Annotated in this window: 8 protein-coding genes; 1 reads left to right on the forward strand and 7 read right to left on the reverse strand. The window is 47.3% G+C overall.

What is annotated here, in order from left to right:
• Positions 1-2: 2 nt before the first annotated feature.
• From FM107_RS02155 to FM107_RS02185, 7 genes are all read right to left on the reverse strand, one after another.
• Positions 3-1,250 carry a sugar MFS transporter gene (locus FM107_RS02155; protein ID WP_086946867.1) on the reverse strand — a complete coding sequence of 416 codons (1,248 nt, stop codon included), beginning with the start codon at positions 1,248-1,250 and terminating at the stop codon, positions 3-5.
• A 30-nt stretch (positions 1,251-1,280) separates the two neighbouring features.
• A complete protein-coding gene (locus FM107_RS02160) occupies positions 1,281-2,126 on the reverse strand; it encodes a sugar phosphate isomerase/epimerase (RefSeq protein WP_086946868.1) in 846 nt (281 codons plus the stop codon).
• 27 nt (positions 2,127-2,153) lie between these two features.
• Positions 2,154-3,671 (reverse strand): RagB/SusD family nutrient uptake outer membrane protein, encoded by a 1,518-nt coding sequence (locus tag FM107_RS02165; RefSeq protein ID WP_086946869.1) that lies wholly within the window; start codon positions 3,669-3,671, stop codon positions 2,154-2,156.
• A 16-nt stretch (positions 3,672-3,687) separates the two neighbouring features.
• Positions 3,688-6,765, reverse strand: a complete 3,078-nt coding sequence (locus FM107_RS02170; protein WP_086946870.1) for a TonB-dependent receptor — start codon at positions 6,763-6,765, stop codon at positions 3,688-3,690.
• Positions 6,766-7,106: 341 nt separating this feature from the next.
• Positions 7,107-10,262, reverse strand: coding sequence for a PVC-type heme-binding CxxCH protein (locus tag FM107_RS02175; RefSeq protein WP_086946871.1), 3,156 nt, complete (start codon positions 10,260-10,262; stop codon positions 7,107-7,109).
• A 394-nt stretch (positions 10,263-10,656) separates the two neighbouring features.
• Entirely contained in the window at positions 10,657-13,524 is a 2,868-nt protein-coding gene (locus FM107_RS02180; protein ID WP_086946872.1) for an alpha-L-rhamnosidase, read from the reverse strand.
• 31 nt (positions 13,525-13,555) lie between these two features.
• Positions 13,556-15,289: an alpha-L-rhamnosidase C-terminal domain-containing protein gene (locus tag FM107_RS02185; RefSeq protein ID WP_086946873.1), complete on the reverse strand. Its 1,734-nt coding sequence runs from the start codon at positions 15,287-15,289 to the stop codon at positions 13,556-13,558.
• Between the two features lie 732 nt (positions 15,290-16,021).
• Here FM107_RS02185 and FM107_RS02190 point away from each other — a divergent pair.
• Entirely contained in the window at positions 16,022-19,234 is a 3,213-nt protein-coding gene (locus FM107_RS02190; RefSeq protein ID WP_218778902.1) for a TonB-dependent receptor, read from the forward strand.
• Positions 19,235-19,238 lie beyond the last annotated feature (4 nt).

Consider the following 19,238-nt stretch of genomic DNA (forward strand, 5'->3'; position numbering starts at 1 on the left):
TATTACGAGACCGCCGGAGCGTTCACGTCTTCTGGCTTCATCTTTCCTTTCGAGCGGTTTTGCAAAAGTAAAAAAATGGCAAACACGACTATTAGAATCCCCGGAAGAATAGCAAGCTTGGCTAGCGTCGCCTGCCCCACAGCAAGATCAACATTAGCTACCTCAACCCCACTTTGCGAGACCGCCTCTTTCGATTGATCGATCCAACGCCCGATGATCGGCTGGAAGATCGAGGTCGAGAACATACCGACCCCACCAATTACCGACATCCCTAAAGCGCCACTAAGCGGCACTCGGCGTGCTGTTGTCCCGATCATCGTCGGCCAGAAGAAACACACGCCAACAGCAAATACAAGCGCCGCTACGTAAGCCATCGGTCCAGTAACGACGCTGAACATATAAACGCCGATGGTCGCAAAGATTGCCGAGAAGAGCAGCACACCAGTTTGACCTAAAGCCGATATTATCGGGCCACCAAAATACCGACCGACTGCCATCACGCCTGTTACCAAAGCAAGAATTAGCATCGGACTAGCACCACTCTCGGCCATAATAATACCCACCCACTGCTGCGGACCGAATTCGGAGATCGCAGTTAAAGCCATACAGAGAAACAAAAAGATGAATGTAGGCGTAAACATCGCTTTAATGTTTATAGCAAGCGAAGTGATCTCGTCTTGTTTTGGACGAGGAAAGGCCTTGCCAAAGAAAAGGATCGCATAAATTACCGTCGGGATCATGATAACCCACATCTGCGACTGCCAGCTCCACCCCCAATCGGTCATGAACTTGGAAGCTAAACTTCCAATAACGATACCTCCGGGAAACCACATGTGGAACCTGTTGAGCATCTTATCCATCCTCTTACCTGAATAAAGATCAGCAATAAGCGGGTTACAAGCGGCCTCGGTACAACCGTTTCCAAATCCGATGAACAGCGTTGATACCAACAACAGACCGTAGCCTTGGGAGAATATGGTAAGAAGAATTCCCAAAACGTGCGATACAAAAGCGATCCGCATAATATTTGCTGGACCAACCTTATAATAAAATAAGCCCCCTAAAACCATCGAGATCGGAAAACCTAAAAACCACATGGAATTTATGAATCCCAACTGCTCGGCAGACAAATTAAAGTTCTCTCCTAACTGCGGGAGTATGCCCGCACGTATCGAAAACGTCAGGCCCGTCGTGATCAGCGCCAGACAGCTCCCTAAAAATAAAGCACTACTGTTTACATTCTTACTCATAATATTGGTGTTAAGTTTATAATTTATCGTTTACCTGGTTATATGCGAATTTATAAAAGCATAGCCTTTCTCGGCAATTTCCCACGGGTCCGAAAACTCGCGCCATACGTTAATTGCGTTCGCAAAATCTGGATCATCGCGAGAGAACGCCTCAATGGTATACCATCCGCGGTAATTCATCTGCTCAAGCGCTGAAAAAACCTCATCCCAGTGCACAAGACCAATCCCCGGCGTACCGCGATCGTTTTCACTAATATGTACGTGCGCTAGATAAGGACTGATGTGTTCGATCGGCTGCTTTATCTGCTTTTCTTCAATATGCGCATGGTGCGTATCGTACATCGCCCGCACGTTTGAATGGTCAGAAAGCTTAATAAGCTCGGAAAGCTTCTCCATGGTATTGCATAAATAAGTTTCAAACCTGTTCACCGCCTCCAAGGCCAGTACAACTCCGGCACCTTTCGCATATTCACCCGCCTGATGGAGCACTTCTGCTGCCCATTTAAACTCCTCTTTTGAAGGAGCATGCGCAGCAAACACCCCGTGGGCAGAATGAAACGGTCCACACATCACCGTAGCGCCCATATCGTGCGCACGATCGATCGCCCACTTTATTCGCGCCAGCGCGGCCGCTCGAATGGAAGCATCCGCAGAAATTGGATTCTCCTGCTCGCCTACAACCAGCACGGTATTCACGTCCAAGGACAACTGGCTAGCTTGCCGGCCTAAATCGCTGTACTCGTTCACATTTGGCGAGCCAATCAAAACTTCAACACCATCATAGCCGATTGTTTTCAAGCGCTCCATCAAAGGATATACCGCAGGAGAAACTCCCGCCGACCAAGCCAATAGGTTAAATCCAATCTTATTTTCCATACTAATATATTTATTTTTTGTCGGCTATCAATAGCCTATATTTTGTTTTAAATTTTCATTGTTGCGGACTTCGGAAGTGGGAATAGGGAACAACAACTCACGTTCAGTCAGTACAGGCCCATAAGAAAACTTATGCCCTACAAAATCCTCGAATTTATTCGTCTTAACGTTAAATGCCTTGCGCAGCCTAACCATATCGAACCATGTTATATTTTCGAAACATAATTCATGCCACCGCTCCTTCCAAATTAACTCGCGCAGCTGATCTTTGCTAAGCCCGCCTGCCGGAGCGAGTTTCGCGCGCGCGCGAATCGTATTAAGGGCTGAATACACGTCCGTAGACGGGCCAGTAACCTCATTTGCCGCCTCAGCATACATCAACAAAACATCCGCATAGCGCAATAATGGCCAGTTTAAATCGCTATTGGCGGAATTCACCTGTGCATCCGTGTCAAAGTGCTTATAAAGAAAATACCCCCCTAGATCAACGGTTTTAGATCGATCAGACTCATGCGTAAACTGTGTGAAGAAAAACTGCTTTTCTTCCGCACGAAGGTCACCAGCTTCATAAGAATCGACGAAATCCTTTGTAGCATAGATTCCTCCCGTTTCATCAGAATACTTGGAGATATTCTTATTATAAGGTATGATCGCAACTTGCCAGTTGGACGGAAGAACCTGTGTCTTAAACTGAATGCTAAAAATATTCTCCTGCCCATTCTTTTTTCTAGGGTCATGCAAGTCACCATAGCTGGTAAACAACGAGTATGCCCCGCTACTAATAACTTCTTGCGCCTTGTCGGCAGCGAGCTGAAAATAAGACGTACCTAACTGCAGTGGATACCCCGCCATCGTCAAATATACTTTAGCCAACAAGGACTTCACCGCACCCAAGGTCACCTTCCCACTTTGATCGGCCAAAGGTAAACCCGCTTCTTCAGCGGTTTTCAAATCCGAAATAATGAGCTCATATACCGCCTGCGCATCAGACGGTATGGGCTTAAGTTGCTCGGATTGTAAATTTATAGGCTCCGTAACCAAAGGAATATTCCCAAACATCCGAACGAGATGAAAATAGTAAAATGCCCGCATAAAATAGGCTTCTCCCAGGAGAAGCTTTTTCTCCTGTTCGTCCATAACAATTCCGGGAATTTTCTGAATCGATAAATTTGCGTTGCCTATCCCTCGATAATAATCGCCCCAATACGCTAACCCATAGCTGTTATCCGAGGTATTTCGAAGGTCCTTCACATAGTAACTATCAACCGCTTGACCTAAGTCTGTTCCAGCCAGGCCTGTTGCAAATTCCGTCATCATCCAACTTCCACCGTTAAAACCACTATTCATTGTTGGGCTGAGTGACGCGTAAATAGCATTTACCGAACTTCGTGCATGCTCAGGTTTGGTGAAATAATTTTCTACCGTGAAGTTGCTTGGGTCCGATTCATCCAAAAAATCCGAACAAGCGCCAAGGAGGCCCAAAACGAGACTTGCTCCAAACAACAAAGAGCATTTATATATGTTTTTATTTTTTAAATATTTCATGATCACTGTCTATTAATTATAAACCTACATTAACTCCTAAAGTGAAAACCCGTGGTCTGGGATAATCGTAAAGCCCTAATCCTTGGTCAAACGGAGACCCTGAATTAGAAACCTCCGGATCATAGCCGTCATATTTTGTCAAGACAAAGAAGTTTTGCACCGATGCTGAAAGCTTTAATCGCGACAACCTTAGCTTAGCAATCACCTCGGCAGGTAATTCATAGGACAAAATCAGGTTTCTCCCGCGGATGAACGAGGCATCTGTTACTTTATGGCTATCATTATTGGTGGTATAATAGGCGTTGATCGGACGAACTTGTGCGATCGGAGTCTGTTGATTCTCTGGCGTCCACGCATTCAGTACCGTACGATAACTATTCGCGATTCCCTGCCTATCTTCGCCCGAGTGAATGCTCCTGTCGAGTACGTCGTTGCCGTACATGTATTGCAAGTCCACTAACAGTGACCACGATTTGTATTTGAAGGTATTCGAGAAGGTCCCATAGCCAGTGGGTATGCCCCGTCCAATGATCTTTCGATCATTATCATTTATCACCCCATCCTCGTTCAGGTCCAGGTACTTCACATCTCCTGGTAACAAATTATACGAGGCGGCACTTTCCTGTTCATCCGACGACCATGTTCCCAAATGTCCAAAGCCGAAAAATGAACCGACGGGTTCACCTTCGCGAATAACCGTATTTCCAGAATAAATGTCGCTTCCCCCGGTTAGGCGTAAAACTTCGTTTTTATTTACTGATATATTAAACATACTCGACCACGAAAACACATCGTTGCCCACATCATTCAACTGCACACCAAACTCAATCCCTTGATTGACCATACTACCAATGTTGCTGAAGATGCTTGCGTACCCCGTACTCAGCGGTAAAGGGGCATCCAGGAGCATATCATTGACTTGCCGACGGTAAAGGTCTAGCTCAAAGTTCAGTTTATTACTGAATAAGCCCAGCTCGAGCCCAAAATCGACTTGGTGAGTTTTCTCCCAATGCAGCGCCGTATTTGCCATTCGCCCCAGCCCCATGCCTATCTGGCGTTCATTACCAAGAATAACATCGTAGTTACTCATTCCCGCCAGCGCGCGGTATGCTGGAATTTCCGAGTTTCCCGTCGCCCCGTAACTCATGCGCAATTTTAAGTTCGATATGGTACCATTGTCTTTCAGAAAATCCTCCTCGCTTACGCGCCAGGCGAGTGCCGCCGACGGAAAAAATGCATATTTGTTTTCGTCGCCAAATTTAGAAGAACCATCGATGCGCCCGGTGAAGGTGAATAAATATTTATTAAGTAACGTATAATTAATCCTGGAAAAATAGGAATTAAGCCCATAGGCTAACGCACTCGAGCTCGGTGTAAGTGCCGTCGCCCCCGCACCGAGGTTATTGAACATGAAGTAAGGATCTGAAAAATTCTCTGCACGTGCATTACTACCATTTTGGTCCATATGCTGCCAGGAGAACCCAGCCATCGCATTAATAGAATGTATTTTCGCAAAGTCCTTCACGTAGGTAAAATAGTTTTCGAATTGCCAGGAGTTGAATCTATTATTCTCAACATTCGCGCTACCTAAGCTAGAGATATATTGTAATCCTGCGGCCGCGGAATAATCACGACGTTGATTAATAATATTGGTACCTATTGAGGTACGGAACTCAAGCCCATCGATCAACTTAATGTTCGCATACATATTTCCGATAAAAGGCTGCGTGGAAACATAAGACACGCGCTCATCGGCCACGCGGATCGGGTTATCCCCGCCTTCCATGCCCGGATAATCGCGATTACTAGCCCAGCTACCATCATCATAACGCACGGGGATGATAGGCAAAGCTTCCAATATTTGACGCATCATAGTAATTCCGCCGCCGCCGAGTTCATCGACTTGCTTCTCCTTCTGATCCGTGTAACTCATCACCCCACCAACTTTCAACCAATCTTTGATCTGGGTATCAAAGACAAAACGTCCCGCAAAACGGCGCTGCCATGAACCGTAGGCGATACCCTGCTCATTCCTGTAGTTCGCAAAAGCACCAAAACTGCCCTTCTCATTTCCGTTGGTAAAACTTAGCTGATGATTCTGTGTTGCAGCCGCCCGGAGCGCTTCCTTTTGCCAATCTGTATCGTACAATGGATTCCCTTGGGCATCGAATAAAAGCGGGTTGTCTCTTTTGGTTGTCGGGTCCGTATACTTTGTTCCGCTCGCCCATCCCGCAGGATCATATTTTCGGGCATTAGCATATATCAATTCTTCTAGTTCGAGAAATTCGCGCGCATTCAATACGGGCAATAGTTTCGGCGCATAGCCAATACCGATATCCGCGTCGTAATTAGCCCGCCCGGTACCGCTAGTGGCTCCTCGCTTGGTGGAAACAAGAATTACGCCGTTCGCACCCCGTGCGCCATAGATTGCGGTGGAGGAAGCGTCCTTGAGAACTTCAACAGAAGCAATATCATTTGGATTAATATAATCGATTGGCGAGCTCCCGTTTTGTAGCCCCACCGGACTTAAAATCACCCCATCCACGACATACAACGGATTATTAGACACCGATATCGAACTTGAACCACGAATACGAATATTAGTCCTTCCTCCTGGTCGGCCCGAGCTTGTCGACACATTAACTCCGGTAACTTTTCCTCCTAAAGCTTGGTTTAGATTTGACACCGGGCGTTCTTGTAGGGCTTCCCCGCGCACGCTACCAACGGCGCCAGTGAGGTCACTTTTTCGCTGCACACCGTAACCCACGGCTACCACAACCTCTTCTATGCTTTCCGAAGTTGCTTGCATGATTAAATCAATAACATTCTTAGATTCGACCGGCACCTGTTCAGACCGGTAGCCAACATAAGTGAAGTTTAAATGCGCCTGAGCACTGACTTTTAACTCGTATTGTCCCTGTTCATTGGTGCGGGTACTTATTCCCCCGGGGTCTGCAGTGACCGAAACGCCCACAAGGGGTTCTTGGGTCGCCGTTGTTACCTTCCCGGTAACTGTAAGCTCCTGACCAAAACTCAGTTTGGTAAAAAATAAACACAAGAGCAACGGAATACAACGAATGTGTTCTCTAATCATAGTCTTAAGGATATATGGTTACGTATTATATTGATTACACGCGCCGGCCCACAAGTGGGCAAAAAGCACTGTCTCTAAATAATTTAAGCCTATTTTCTTCCCTCTACAAAACATCGAAAGCTCATGCATCTAGCGTTAGCTAAAAAACAAGAGGTTACCTGCCCCTAACCGAAGGGGCGAAATTCATCCCAATGTCCGTCTTCTATTTCAACGAAAACAAGCCTGATATTGCCGTTATTTATGTCTATAACACGCCGCCGTATATTGCAGCGTGTAGGTTTATTCAATAGTGATATAGCGGAGTATTTTCACTCCAAGTTACTTCGTTTGCTAAAAGTATTTTACTCCTCGAGGGGGTGTTCGTTTATCAATTCTTCTGGATTATAAAATCCTTTTTTATCTTTAATCGAGGCGCGTATTTCTTTGACCTTTTCTGGCGCGATCACCGAACCTTTATTACCAAAGGAATTACGAACGAATGTCAGCACGTCGGCGATCTCTTGATCATTAAGCATCCCTCCAAAAGGAGTCATCGGCACTTGTCCCGGATATTTTTTACCAGCGACTTCAATCGGCCCTAACAGCCCATTTAGCGTGAGTTTAATTAATCGGTCTTCATTGCCATGCACCCACACACTTTTTTCTAACGGCGGGAATCCGGATATATCAAGTCCTTTACCGTCGGCCTGGTGGCAGGTGACACAAAAACCATCGCGCTGGAACAATACTGCACCTCGCTTAAACTGGCCGATCTCCGGCCCCTTCAAATGCGCGGGAACGACAAGCGCCTCTTTAGTTTCATGAACCGACTTTCCATTTAAATGCGCATAGGCCGTTTGAAATGCCGGTTTATTCCACCTGTCCAAAGCTGCCGTATCAATCTCTCCTAGAATAGCAAGCCCTGCACTCGGCTCCAGCCACGAACTTGCTGTGATCACCTCTAGAAGGACCCTTCCGTGGGTATCATGTGCCGCTTTTTTGAAAAGCGCTTGGTAGGAGGAAACCTTATCGGTACTATAGCGCAAAGCATGAACCGCAGCAGCACGCGCCCTGAAATCTTTAGCTTGCAACAGCTGCTCTAATAGACGGTTATCGATCTTGTTAACGCCCCAAGATACCCATAACGCTTCGGTTAAATTATGTTCATATTGGGGATCATTTTTATCGAGCTTTTTCACCCACGCTTTGGTCTTCTGTGCAACCTCACTGGCATCGCGCGCGCGTAGCTCCGAGCGGGTTCGATAACGCGTCCTGTATTCAGGCAGTTTTAGATTTTCTAAAAGCTCCTCGATGGACGCACCATCGATCTTCGCTGGCGTGACCAGCGCACGCGAGGGATAGGTTATGCGGTAAATTCTACCGTGACCATGGTCACGAAGTGGGTCACGAGCGTTATGTTGCATGTGACCAATCAACATATTATGCCAATCGACAATATAAAGTGATCCGTCTGGTGCAAACTTTGAATCCACCGGCCTGAAGTTCTTGTCTTCCGACCAAAACAGATCCTGGCGATGCTTGCTTGTAAACCCTGTTCCATCATCTGTGAACGTATGTTGCTTAGTACCTAAAAAACCAATAGTGTTATTAATCAAGTAGTCCCCCTGAACCTCATCCGGAAAATGCCTGCTAGAAACAAACTCTAAGCCTGAGGTTGGACGTACACGGTGATTGGAATCCACCAAGGTGAACGATTTATCGTTTGCCTCACCGTAGCGGGGGCTGATCGAACCGGGAAGCATCCACCGTACGTCCGGACCGGAAGTTTCCGAAAAAATAGTTTGACCCCAATCGTCAATCGCTATACCCCAAGGGTTGGGAATAGACAGCTGCGCCACTCTTTCTAGACGCTTGTTCTGGGGCGCGTACCGATAAAAACCGCCGTTAGTAGCCCGCACGGGGCCATAGGATGTTTCGACATTCGTATGCAAAAACACACCTTCTGCCATATAGAAAGCGCCCGAGGGATCCATCGTATACACGCTATGCGCGTGGTGGGTATCGTGATCATCGAACCCACTCAAAATAAGCTCACGCTTGTCCGCCTTATCGTCGCCATCGGTGTCCTTTAAAAGGATCATATTCTTACTTTGCGATACATAAACGCCCTGGGGCGCAAATTCAAAACTAATTGGCAAATGCAAACTATCGGCAAATATGGTCTGTTTGTCCGCCTTACCGTCATTATCTGTATCTTCTAAAATAATAATCCGATCGTTGGGTCTCCCGTTGCCTGGGCTCCAGTGAGGGTAGCTAGGCATCGTGGCCACCCACAGACGCCCTTTGCTGTCAAACTGTATCTTCATCGGATTAGCAAGCTCAGGAAACTCCTTCTCGGAAGCAAAAAGCTCGATCTTATAGCCCGGTGCTGTGTGGAATTTGGATAACGCTTCCTCGCCATAAAGATATCGATCTGGAGCATCCGGATCGCCAACATAATTGGTTTTCACCTCGGGAAGCGTAATCGTATTTGCGTCCATCGCCGCTAAATCGACCTTCCGGCCTACCGCGGACTCCCATATTGCCGTATCCCGATTGGCTGTCATCTGATGTAATTTCTTAATTTCAAACGGGTAGTTATCCGGACCAAAAGGATTAAATCGGCGACCGTAGGCATGCACGCCGTTAGGAATCTTAAAATCTTTATACCATACCCAATTTTTCTCAAGCACCGAGGCTCTAATCGATTCTTCAAACGATTCTGCGGCGCGTTTTGTCTGGCCAAACACCTGATTGACTAGGTATGTTGCAAACTGCCGATAAGCCTTTTCAGTTAACTGAAAACCATCAATTGTAAAGGGCTCATCGGATTTACGATACCACTTCTTACTCGTGCTATAGACATCAATGAACGGCACACCTTTCTCTTGAGCGACCTGTTTCATCGCATCCGAATACAGCTCAATGTTTTTATTTATTTCCTTACCGTCAGGCAAATCATACCGATCAGAAAGATCTTCATAAGCGATAGGCGATATTAAAACCAATTGGCTTCCTTTACCCTGATTATAATCCTGGCCATTACTGTGATCGATAAAAGCGTTTAATTCTCCTTTAAAATCCGCAAGCCCTGCCTCGCCCCTAAAGGATTCATTGTAACCAAAGAAGCCGAGAATAATGTCAGCTTTCAGGCTCGTTATCCACTCATCTTCCGTTGGGAAATGACCCTCGCTGCCTGTATCGATATCATAATCGGAGTTAAATGCAGCAGCACCCGGAAATGCCCACGGCGAATTTCGCGAGGGGTGTGGCCGAAAACCAGGGGTATTGCCCGGCGCGCATATATTTCGGATGGTAAGCATACTATCGGGAAATCGCACCTGCAACTCCGTCTCAAAATCGCCATACTCCATCATCCGCGCACCAAGGTTGTTGCCAATCAGCACCAGATGGGCTCCTTTATGCAAAGGGATTGGTTCGATCTGCCGCTCGCCGGTACAGCTAGCCAATAGAAATAAAGCGATTATTAAATAATAAAACGGCCTAAATGCACTCATAACAATTTATCAGGTTTAGAAAAGTTGCAATAATAGTTAGCTTGCGAAAACGCAACAATCAAATGTAATAATTCAAGATAAAGCTTGCGTCCTGTGCTGTCCTGCCCTGCTTATAAACTACTATATCACTGACGAACAACAAGTTACATGTACTGTAATCGCGAATTCACCTGTAAGATTGAAGATTACTTGAGCAATGAGCAGCAGCCCGAGGCTATAAATATTTTTCCAATCAAAGATAAAAGGAACTTTCCAAGTAGCGCGTATAACGCGCACAAAATAGCACGAAATACTCCCCTATCATCAAACGGTCGCTTGATCCAAGCCGCGTTAACCAACGTTCACCACTGCGGCGCTCATGCAGAAAAAACTTTGACCGTATATCGCGCACATACTAGTTCCCTTTCACTTTGAAAGCATAGTTTCCTGAGCCCAGCTGAACAACGATGAAATCGTCCTGTTTGTTAATTTCTCGTACATATTTACTCGTTTCAAGCGGCTCATCATTGAGCGTGATCACTTCAATAGAGGGTGCCTTAATATAGCAGAAAGCTTTCACATTAATCGGAATAGAAATATTTTGAATCAGCCCCTGTTCACTTTGCTGCCAGGCGCTTTTAATCTCGCCCGCGATAGAATGGTAGCTACCTGAAACTTCTTTTATTCCGTAAGGTCCTATCTCAGGCTTAATATATACCTCTTGAAACCCATTTTCCTTGGCTTTGATTCCGATCATATTTTCAAAGATCCACTCATTAACCGATCCGAAAGCATAATGGCTAAAGGAGTTCATCGCTGCATTATGCACAAATCCTTGGTCTTTGGTGTAACTGTCCCAGCGTTCCCAGATCGAGGTCGCGCCATTAGCAACTTCGTAGCCCAGCGAAGGGTACTCCTCACTCTGCAACAGGTGATACGCTTTATCCGTAGAGCCAGAGGCCGAAAGCGCGGGAAGCAGCGGCTTAAAACCAAGAAAACCGGTCGTAAGTTTATCGCCATTTTTTTCCACAAGCTCCCGCAAATATTTGCCGGCAAGCACAGCGTCATCTTGGTCTAAAATACCGGAATACAGTGCATTCGCATAACCCGTCTGTGTATGTCCAGCAAAACCATGCTCCCCTTCGACATAACCCGTCCCGTCGCCATACACCGCGCCATCGGTTTTGAGCTTACCGCCGGCATCCATATAATGCTTTTTAAATCCTCGCTTGACTTTTGCCATCTCCGCTTGGAACATTTTAGCTTGATCAGTTTGCGCGAGTGCCTCAGCCATCTGCGCCATCAGCATATTACAGTAGTAATAATATGTTGTCGCAAGCAAGTCCGGACTAGTCTTCTCGCCCACCGATAGCCAGTCCCCAAAGCCTCCTTTGGGGGTTACATCTTCAAAAGAGCCCTCCACAAGCACACCTTGCTGCGTACGCTTTTTTAGGAAATCCATAAATTTCAGCATGTAAGGCATTGATTTTCTCACTATGCGCACGTCATTATACGCCTTAAAAATTTCGTAAGTACAAATGATACCGGCCTCGGACCATCCCGGGGAAAAGGCGTCATCGGCGCGGATTGCAGCAACACCATCGCTACCCACAGGCATCGGCGCATAGATTGGAAAAGCGCCATTACCCCATTGCGAATCGTTTAAATCTTGTATCCACTTGGTGTGAAAAGCAGCCACGTCGGCATTGAAAATCGCAGATCGCATATACACCTGCGCATCACCCGTCCAACCTAATCGTTCATCGCGCTGCGGACAGTCCGTCGGGATATCGATATAATTAGCTCGCTGCGTCCATACGATGTTTTCATAAAGCTGATTGAGCATCGCATTATCTGAACTGAAAGCTCCAACCGGCGCGGTGGTGGAGCTTAAAGCCAACCCTGTTATAAAATCCTTCGAAGGCGCTTCCCGCAGTCCAGAGATTTCAACAAATTGAAAACCGTGGAACGTAAAACTGGGACTCCATCCTTCGGGTTTCCCGGTACCCTTAAACACGTAAGTGTCCTTCGCGCGCGCTTTACGCAGATTGTCAGTCATCAGTCTGCCGTCAGGAAACAGCATCTCCCCATACCGGAAGACCAGGCTATCTCCCGTTTCTCCTTTTAGTTTTAGGCGTATCACCCCGGCAAAATTCTGTCCAAAGTCGACGATATATTTACCATCGCCCATGTTCTTAATGCTTTTAGCGGCGAGCTCCTTAACAACGCGCACCGGGTTACCTGGGTGCATTTGCAGCTCGCGGCCTGGCATGTCGGCAACCTCCTGCACACTCTTCCAGCTCGAGTCATCGAAACCTGCCTTTTTCCAGCCTTCCGGCTCAAGGCGTGCATCGTGGGTTTCCCCTTGTAAAAAGTCGGACTCTTGCACGGCACCGGTGTTCGCCTTCCAGCTACCGTCCGTACTAACACGCTGTTTACTGCCGTCGGTATACTCAATATCTATCTGCGCTTTTAAAAGTGGAAAGTCGCCATAAAATTTATTTACTTGCGGCGAACCCACCAGCACGGCGTAGCCTAAGTAACCCGAATACCAGCCGCCTGAAAGAATAGACCCAAAGGTATTATTCCCTTGGGCAAGCAGCTCCGATACGTCGTAGACGTTATAATAAACGCGCTTATTGTAATCCGTCCAGCCCGAGGCGAAATAATCCTGTCCTACTTTGGTGCCATTGATATAAAAATTCTGTAACCCCAATGAGGATATATATAGCCGTGCGGACTTCACCTTGCCGGGTAGGGAAACTTCTTTACGAAGGTAAGGTGATGGTGGTAGCGCATACTCGCTCCCTTTAGTCTCCGCATTCAAGTTTAGACCTATCCAGCCGGCGCTCCAGTTCTTCGCACCAGCCTTACCTCGCTCCCAGTAATTCACCGAGCTCCAGTCACCCCGAAGATCTTTTCCATCCCAGCTGCATACCTTCCAGTAAACGCGCTGAGAGCGCTCGATGGTTTTACCTTGATAAGCAATCTGATTCGTCTGCCCGCTCGAAGTTTTACCCGAATCCCACAGATCCCCCTGGTTCTTGCTAAGCAGTTCCTCGCTAGAGGCCACCAGTATCTGATACGCCGACTGCCACTGGTTAAATCCCGAGCCGGTAAGCTCCCAGCTTAGCCGCGGCGAGACCTCGTCCACATAAGGGTTCACCTTATATTCTACACGCAAATAGGACGGTGTAATTTTCGCTAAAAGCAACCAAGGGCTTAGCACAATCGCAGCGATCAGTAACCCGCAGCACGCTTTAATATTTTTGATTAATTCCATAAATCTAATATAACGACCCAAAAAACACCATTTAACGGATGATACGCACTTGCTCGGGCGCATCGATCTGCGAGACAACTTTACCGTCAGCACCCCTAGTATGTTTCACTTTAATCAAACCATAAGGCGTTGGAAAGGTTCCCTCAGCGAAACTAAGTTCGCCCAGGTTTGGCCGCACGGTGTACGCTTTTCCGCCGGGCTCGGCAACCTTAATACCCAAGACATGTTCGGACAGCCAGGCCGTTGGGCCCGAGGCCCACCCATGGGCAAAGCTGTGCCGATGTCCTACATAACAGTAGGCTCCGAAATCGCCATGAATATCTACCTTCCCTGACGGGACAAGCTCATCGATACGGCTTGCATTATCAATCCATTCCATGTTAAAATCCTCCCAAAATGTGGTAGCCCCTAGATCAAGCATCGCTCCCCAGTAGGTATCGATGATGTCCATCGCCTGGCTATATTTGCCGGCTTTAGCCATCGCCTCCAGCATATAATAACCGTAAAAGGTAGAAAAACGTTCCGCACCCCCAACTTTTAGCACATCATCGTAAGCCCGCTGACTGTCCATCAGCCCAGTCAATGACATGAGCGCAGCCGCCTGTTTAGAGCTATTATGATCTGGAACAACCTTACGCATCTTCACGAGCGCCTGTTCGCAAAGCGCTTTGGTCGGTTCATCCTTCAAATAAGTGCTTATTTTTGCCGCATTCTCTAGGGCTAAGATCGTCATGGACTGCAATCCCGCGTGCACCGCCAGACTATCCTCACTCGAAGGCCAGTCTAAAAAACGGGTGCCATCCATGTGTTCTTTCCCGTCCACAACTTTACTTAATATCTGTTTTACCAGCCCCTGTAAGTAGGGTTTCTGCTGCTCCAAATACGCCAAATCCCCATGGGCCATATACCAGTCGTGATGCAGTACAATCCACCACATCGAATACGTACTAATCCCGCACATCCATCCTGGAAGCGGTGTCGACTCCCGTGCTAGATCAAGGCTGTTGGGCACTACTTCGTTGTAGCCAAATACCGTATTCACCGTAGCCACCTCTGGGTGCAAATCACCGACCCAGACCAAGCGGTCGCGTTTAATAGCGTCCCAAAGATAGTCCTGCATATTCAGGTGCACCGTATAAGCGCCCACCTCCCAGATCTTATTGAGCCGCTCATCACTACTGTGAAACGAACCTAAATAAGGGACGTCACGGTAGGTGAAGATCGCTCGCACCTCGCGAAGGTGCAACTCCGCCTCAGCATCCAAGAAATCGATGCGTGCAAACCGAAAGCCCGACTCTCCGGTTTGATTTTTACCGAGCCAAGGCAGCTGCAAATGCATATCGCGCATCGCATGGTCGTTGGTAGCTCCTTTCTGGCCGATCTCCGACATGGCCTCGGAAACGGACTCGCCGAAGCGAATGCGCACATTGCGCGGTACATTCCCTCCGCCCCACATGCCTGTGATCACCTCCAGCGAAGCATTAATCTCTTTGCCAAAGTCGAGCAGAATCGAGCTGCTGTCACGGCCGGCATTTTTTAAAATCGTTATATTATCATTGGTCAGATTCGCTTGTCCGTCGCCTTCAACGAGCAAGTTGTTCAAGCCGTCAATTTGCCCGCGATGCCAAACGATACGTGTAGGATAGACATATTCCCTGGTCATTGGACTTATATGCGAGGATTGGTCACTAAGTTTCCTTTGAGCTGAACCCGCTAGCCCTGAAAAACAAATACATAAAAGTATAAGTGTCGTTTTTACTCTCATTGTTTACGCGGTTAGTGTTTAGATTTTGTTAAAAATAGCAAAGCCTGCCCACAAGACTATCCTGTACCTACATGATATCCACCTCAAAATCCAGCGGGCAAAAGGCTTTCAGCATATCCAGCAAGAAGTACCTCAACATTCTTCAGATACTCGCAATTAAGTACAAACATTTATACACAAATAATGTATAGGAGTCTAGCTGAACAAACAAAATACATGTAACAATTTATGCTTGAATTACGACAGGGTTGCACACAAAAAAACGAAAAATAAATCACCAAAAGTTATCTGTCAAGATGTTGTAAATCAATTGTTTGTATTATAAATGTGATTTGTACATTTTATTCGATTGAACATCGAAAATATACAGGACAGTACAGGATGCCTTTGCTAAAACGCTTTTCTATATTTGGTTTTACGCTGCTTGAGGTAAGCCTTTAAGCGCGCTGAGATGAGATAATAAAGAGGTAACTATTCAACCGAAGCTACCAGCTAAATAAACCACAAAAACAAAAAATAGTATATGTACAAATTAGAGACGGGCTGAAATCTGTAAAGCACCCTATTAAAAGAAAAAACCGATGGTGTTCCCGCACCATCGGCTAAGTATCAAAGGAATTAAAAAGAACCAAGAGCATCGACACTCTTCATTTAAAACCCATTTAATCGTACAAAGGTATGCAATATGACCAATTAAACAAAACCAGTAAAAGACGATTAGTTGCGCCTACGGTGAGATTTAAAAAAGTATTTGCACCTACTTTAGGGAATGATCCTAAACGTAGATTTTTGCAGCTTTCACTCATCTTTCCAGCGCTACTTTTAGCACAGCTAGGTACGGCCGGGGCCGATACCATGCGTAACCCCAATAATAGCGATATGATATCCGTTAAGGTTCAGCCCGAGGAAAGCACCCTATTCCAGCAGCAAACAGTAAAAGTTACCGGAACGGTCACCGACGCGGCAGGCTTGCCTATCGCTGGGGCAACCGTAACGGTAAAGGGGACAACGACAGCCACTTCGACCGACCAGAGCGGTAAGTATGAGATTGAGCTCGAAAAGGGCCAAACCTTAACCTTCGCCGGAGTAGGTCTAAATAGCCAGGAGCTCCTTATTAATGCCACTGGAACGCAGAACATCACTTTAGACAGTTCCTCCGAAGCGCTCTCCGAAGTGGTCGTCGTGGGTTACGGCACCCAGAAGCAAAAGGATGTGACCGGATCCGTAGGCATGGTGTCTATGAAAAACATCAAAGGTCAGGCAATTTCCAGCCCCGACCAAGCGCTGACCGGCCAGATATCGGGCGTCCATGTTAGTACCTCCAACGGAACGCCCGGCGGTGGCCCTAAAATACAAGTAAGAGGAATCGGTGCAATCGGCGCCGGTAGCCAGCCTCTTTATGTTATTGACGGATTCCCCGTACCAGCTTCCTCGAGTGAACGCGGCAACCCGCTTGCTACACTCAATCCCAATGACATCGAGTCGATGACCGTGCTCAAGGATGCTTCGGCAACAGCTATCTACGGATCCCGCGGATCCAACGGGGTAATCTTGATCAATACCAAACGTGGTTCAGACGGCGCCATGCGTATCAACGTCTCGGCCAGCACCGGCCTGCAGGAAGTACCACAAAAAGGTCGTCCCAACTTAATGAACGCCTCCGAGTTTGCACAGTTTCGCAAGGAGGCGATCGAAGATAAAATTCGCTACGAGCAGAACCGGGAGCCAACCCTTGAGGATATACCCGAAGAATACCGCGACCCTGCCTCACTTGGTGAAGGTATCGACTGGTATGATGAGGTGACTCAAGTGGCACCGATGACCGATATCAATGTTAATTTCTCGGGCGGAAATGAACATGTACGCTCTTTTGTCTCCGCGGGCTACTTAAACCAGAAAGGCGTGATGCTCAATTCAGGCTTCGAACGTTTCTCGGTACGCGCAAACGTCGACGGAGATCTATCAAACAAGTTAAAGATAGGCATGAACATCTCTCCGACACTCACCTATTTAAAAGGCGGAATAAACGGGCAGGGACGTGATGAATTCTACGAAATTGCAACACCCGTAGCCCAAATGTATAACGGGGACGGTTCACTAAACCCATACATCGTATCCCCGGGCGCATTCGGAAATCCAAACCCCGTACTCCACCTGCAGGAACGTACCAACAAGAATGAAAAGCTGAAATTGCTGATGAGCACTTTCGCTGAATATAGCATCCTGGAAAACTTGAAGTTCAAGACAACCTTCAACGTGGACTACCAGGACGAGAGTCACGAAGATTTCAGACCCTCGATTATCCCGAACCAAAATGCACCCGGACTCTCAATCCCTTCGGGAGGCTACGACAGAGCGCAGTACATAAACTGGGCCAATGAAAATACGTTGAACTACGAGCTGAACACCGACAACGGACACTCCCTAAGTGTATTAGCAGGATACTCCATTCAGATGCAGAAACTAAAGGACGCCAATTTCGACGGCACCAATTTTCCTGACGATGACATCCAGACGCTAAACGCGGCAGCGCGTATCACCGGAGGCACGGGCATCGAAGACTGGGGCCTGATATCATACCTTGGTCGGGTGAACTACTCCTACCTCGATCGCTACTTAGTGACTGCTTCTTACCGCGCGGATGGATCATCCCGCTTTGGAAAGGACAACCGCTGGGGATCCTTCCCTTCGGTGGCCCTAGGCTGGCGCATCTCGCAGGAGAACTTTCTGAAGGACCAGGACTGGATCAACGAACTTAAGCTTCGTGCTTCCTACGGCCGTAGTGGCAACTTCAATATTAACAACTACGCCGCGCTAGCCAACATCGGGACCGCAAACTATATATTTGGTGGCTCATTAGCGCCCGGTCGTACCATGAGCACGCTAGGAAATAGCCTATTAGGCTGGGAGCGGATGAAAGAGCTAAACCTCGGAATAGATTTTACCACATGGAACAACCGCCTAACATTTACGGCAAACTACTACAAGCGTAACACCTTGGACCTGCTACTAAACACACCTATTCCCCAATCTTCGGGATTCGGCACAGTGACCGAGAACAGAGGAGACGTAGAGAATACCGGTCTGGAGTTCTCCCTATCGTCCCAAAATTTCGTTCGTGAAAATTTCACCTGGAGTACCGACTTTAACATCTCTTTCAACAGGAATAAAGTGATTGCCCTAGGTCGTAGTACCGATCCTATTTATTCTGGGAATAGCTCCGAAGGAAATTTCACTAACATCACCCGTATCGGCGAGCCAGTAGGGATGATTATCGGTTACGTAGTAGACGGCATCTATCAAAATGAGCAAGACCTAGAAGATTACGCTTCCTTCCCGGGGGCCATTCCAGGGAACCTGCGTATGCGCGATGTGAATGGCGATGGTGAGATCACGCCCAACGACGACTTTGACGTAATTGGGAACCCGTACCCGGACTTCACCTTCGGCATGACCAACACCCTGAGCTACAAAGCATTCGACTTTCGCATGATGATGGTCGGATCGGTCGGGCAAGAAATGCTGCACGCCACACGATTTTACACCGACAATATCGACGGCGTATTCAATGTCCGTAAAGAAATCGCCGACCGCTGGCGCTCGGAAGAAAACCCAGGGAGTGGCTTGGTGCCAACAACAAATGGTAGCGGCCGAGGACGCGTGATGTACCGCGATACCCACTCGCTATTTGTGGAAAAAACCGACTACCTGTGGATTCGTAACATCACGATAGGTTATACCCTTCCCAAAAGCATTGGCGGGGTGATCAATAATCTACGGATATATGGTAATCTTCAGAATCCATTCCTGTTCACCGGCTATGAGGGCAACCCCGAGGGTACCAATATGAACCGCGAAGATACGGGAGCATTGGTCCCGGGTATCGATTACGGATCATACCCAGTTCCTAGGATTTATACTTTAGGCTTGAACTTCAACTTTTAAGAAC

The sequence above is a fragment of the Sphingobacterium sp. JB170 genome (genome assembly GCF_900163865.1).
Classification (GTDB): Bacteria; Bacteroidota; Bacteroidia; order Sphingobacteriales; family Sphingobacteriaceae; genus Sphingobacterium.

Excerpts from the sequence above, each read along its gene's own strand:
- FM107_RS02155 (WP_086946867.1), bottom strand. The coding sequence starts at position 1,250 with ATGAGTAAGAATGTAAACAGTAGTGCTTTATTTTTAGGGAGCTGTCTG.
- FM107_RS02160 (WP_086946868.1), bottom strand. The coding sequence starts at position 2,126 with ATGGAAAATAAGATTGGATTTAACCTATTGGCTTGGTCGGCGGGAGTT.
- FM107_RS02165 (WP_086946869.1), bottom strand. The coding sequence starts at position 3,671 with ATGAAATATTTAAAAAATAAAAACATATATAAATGCTCTTTGTTGTTT.
- FM107_RS02170 (WP_086946870.1), bottom strand. The coding sequence starts at position 6,765 with ATGATTAGAGAACACATTCGTTGTATTCCGTTGCTCTTGTGTTTATTT.
- FM107_RS02175 (WP_086946871.1), bottom strand. The coding sequence starts at position 10,262 with ATGAGTGCATTTAGGCCGTTTTATTATTTAATAATCGCTTTATTTCTA.
- FM107_RS02180 (WP_086946872.1), bottom strand. The coding sequence starts at position 13,524 with ATGGAATTAATCAAAAATATTAAAGCGTGCTGCGGGTTACTGATCGCT.
- FM107_RS02185 (WP_086946873.1), bottom strand. The coding sequence starts at position 15,289 with ATGAGAGTAAAAACGACACTTATACTTTTATGTATTTGTTTTTCAGGG.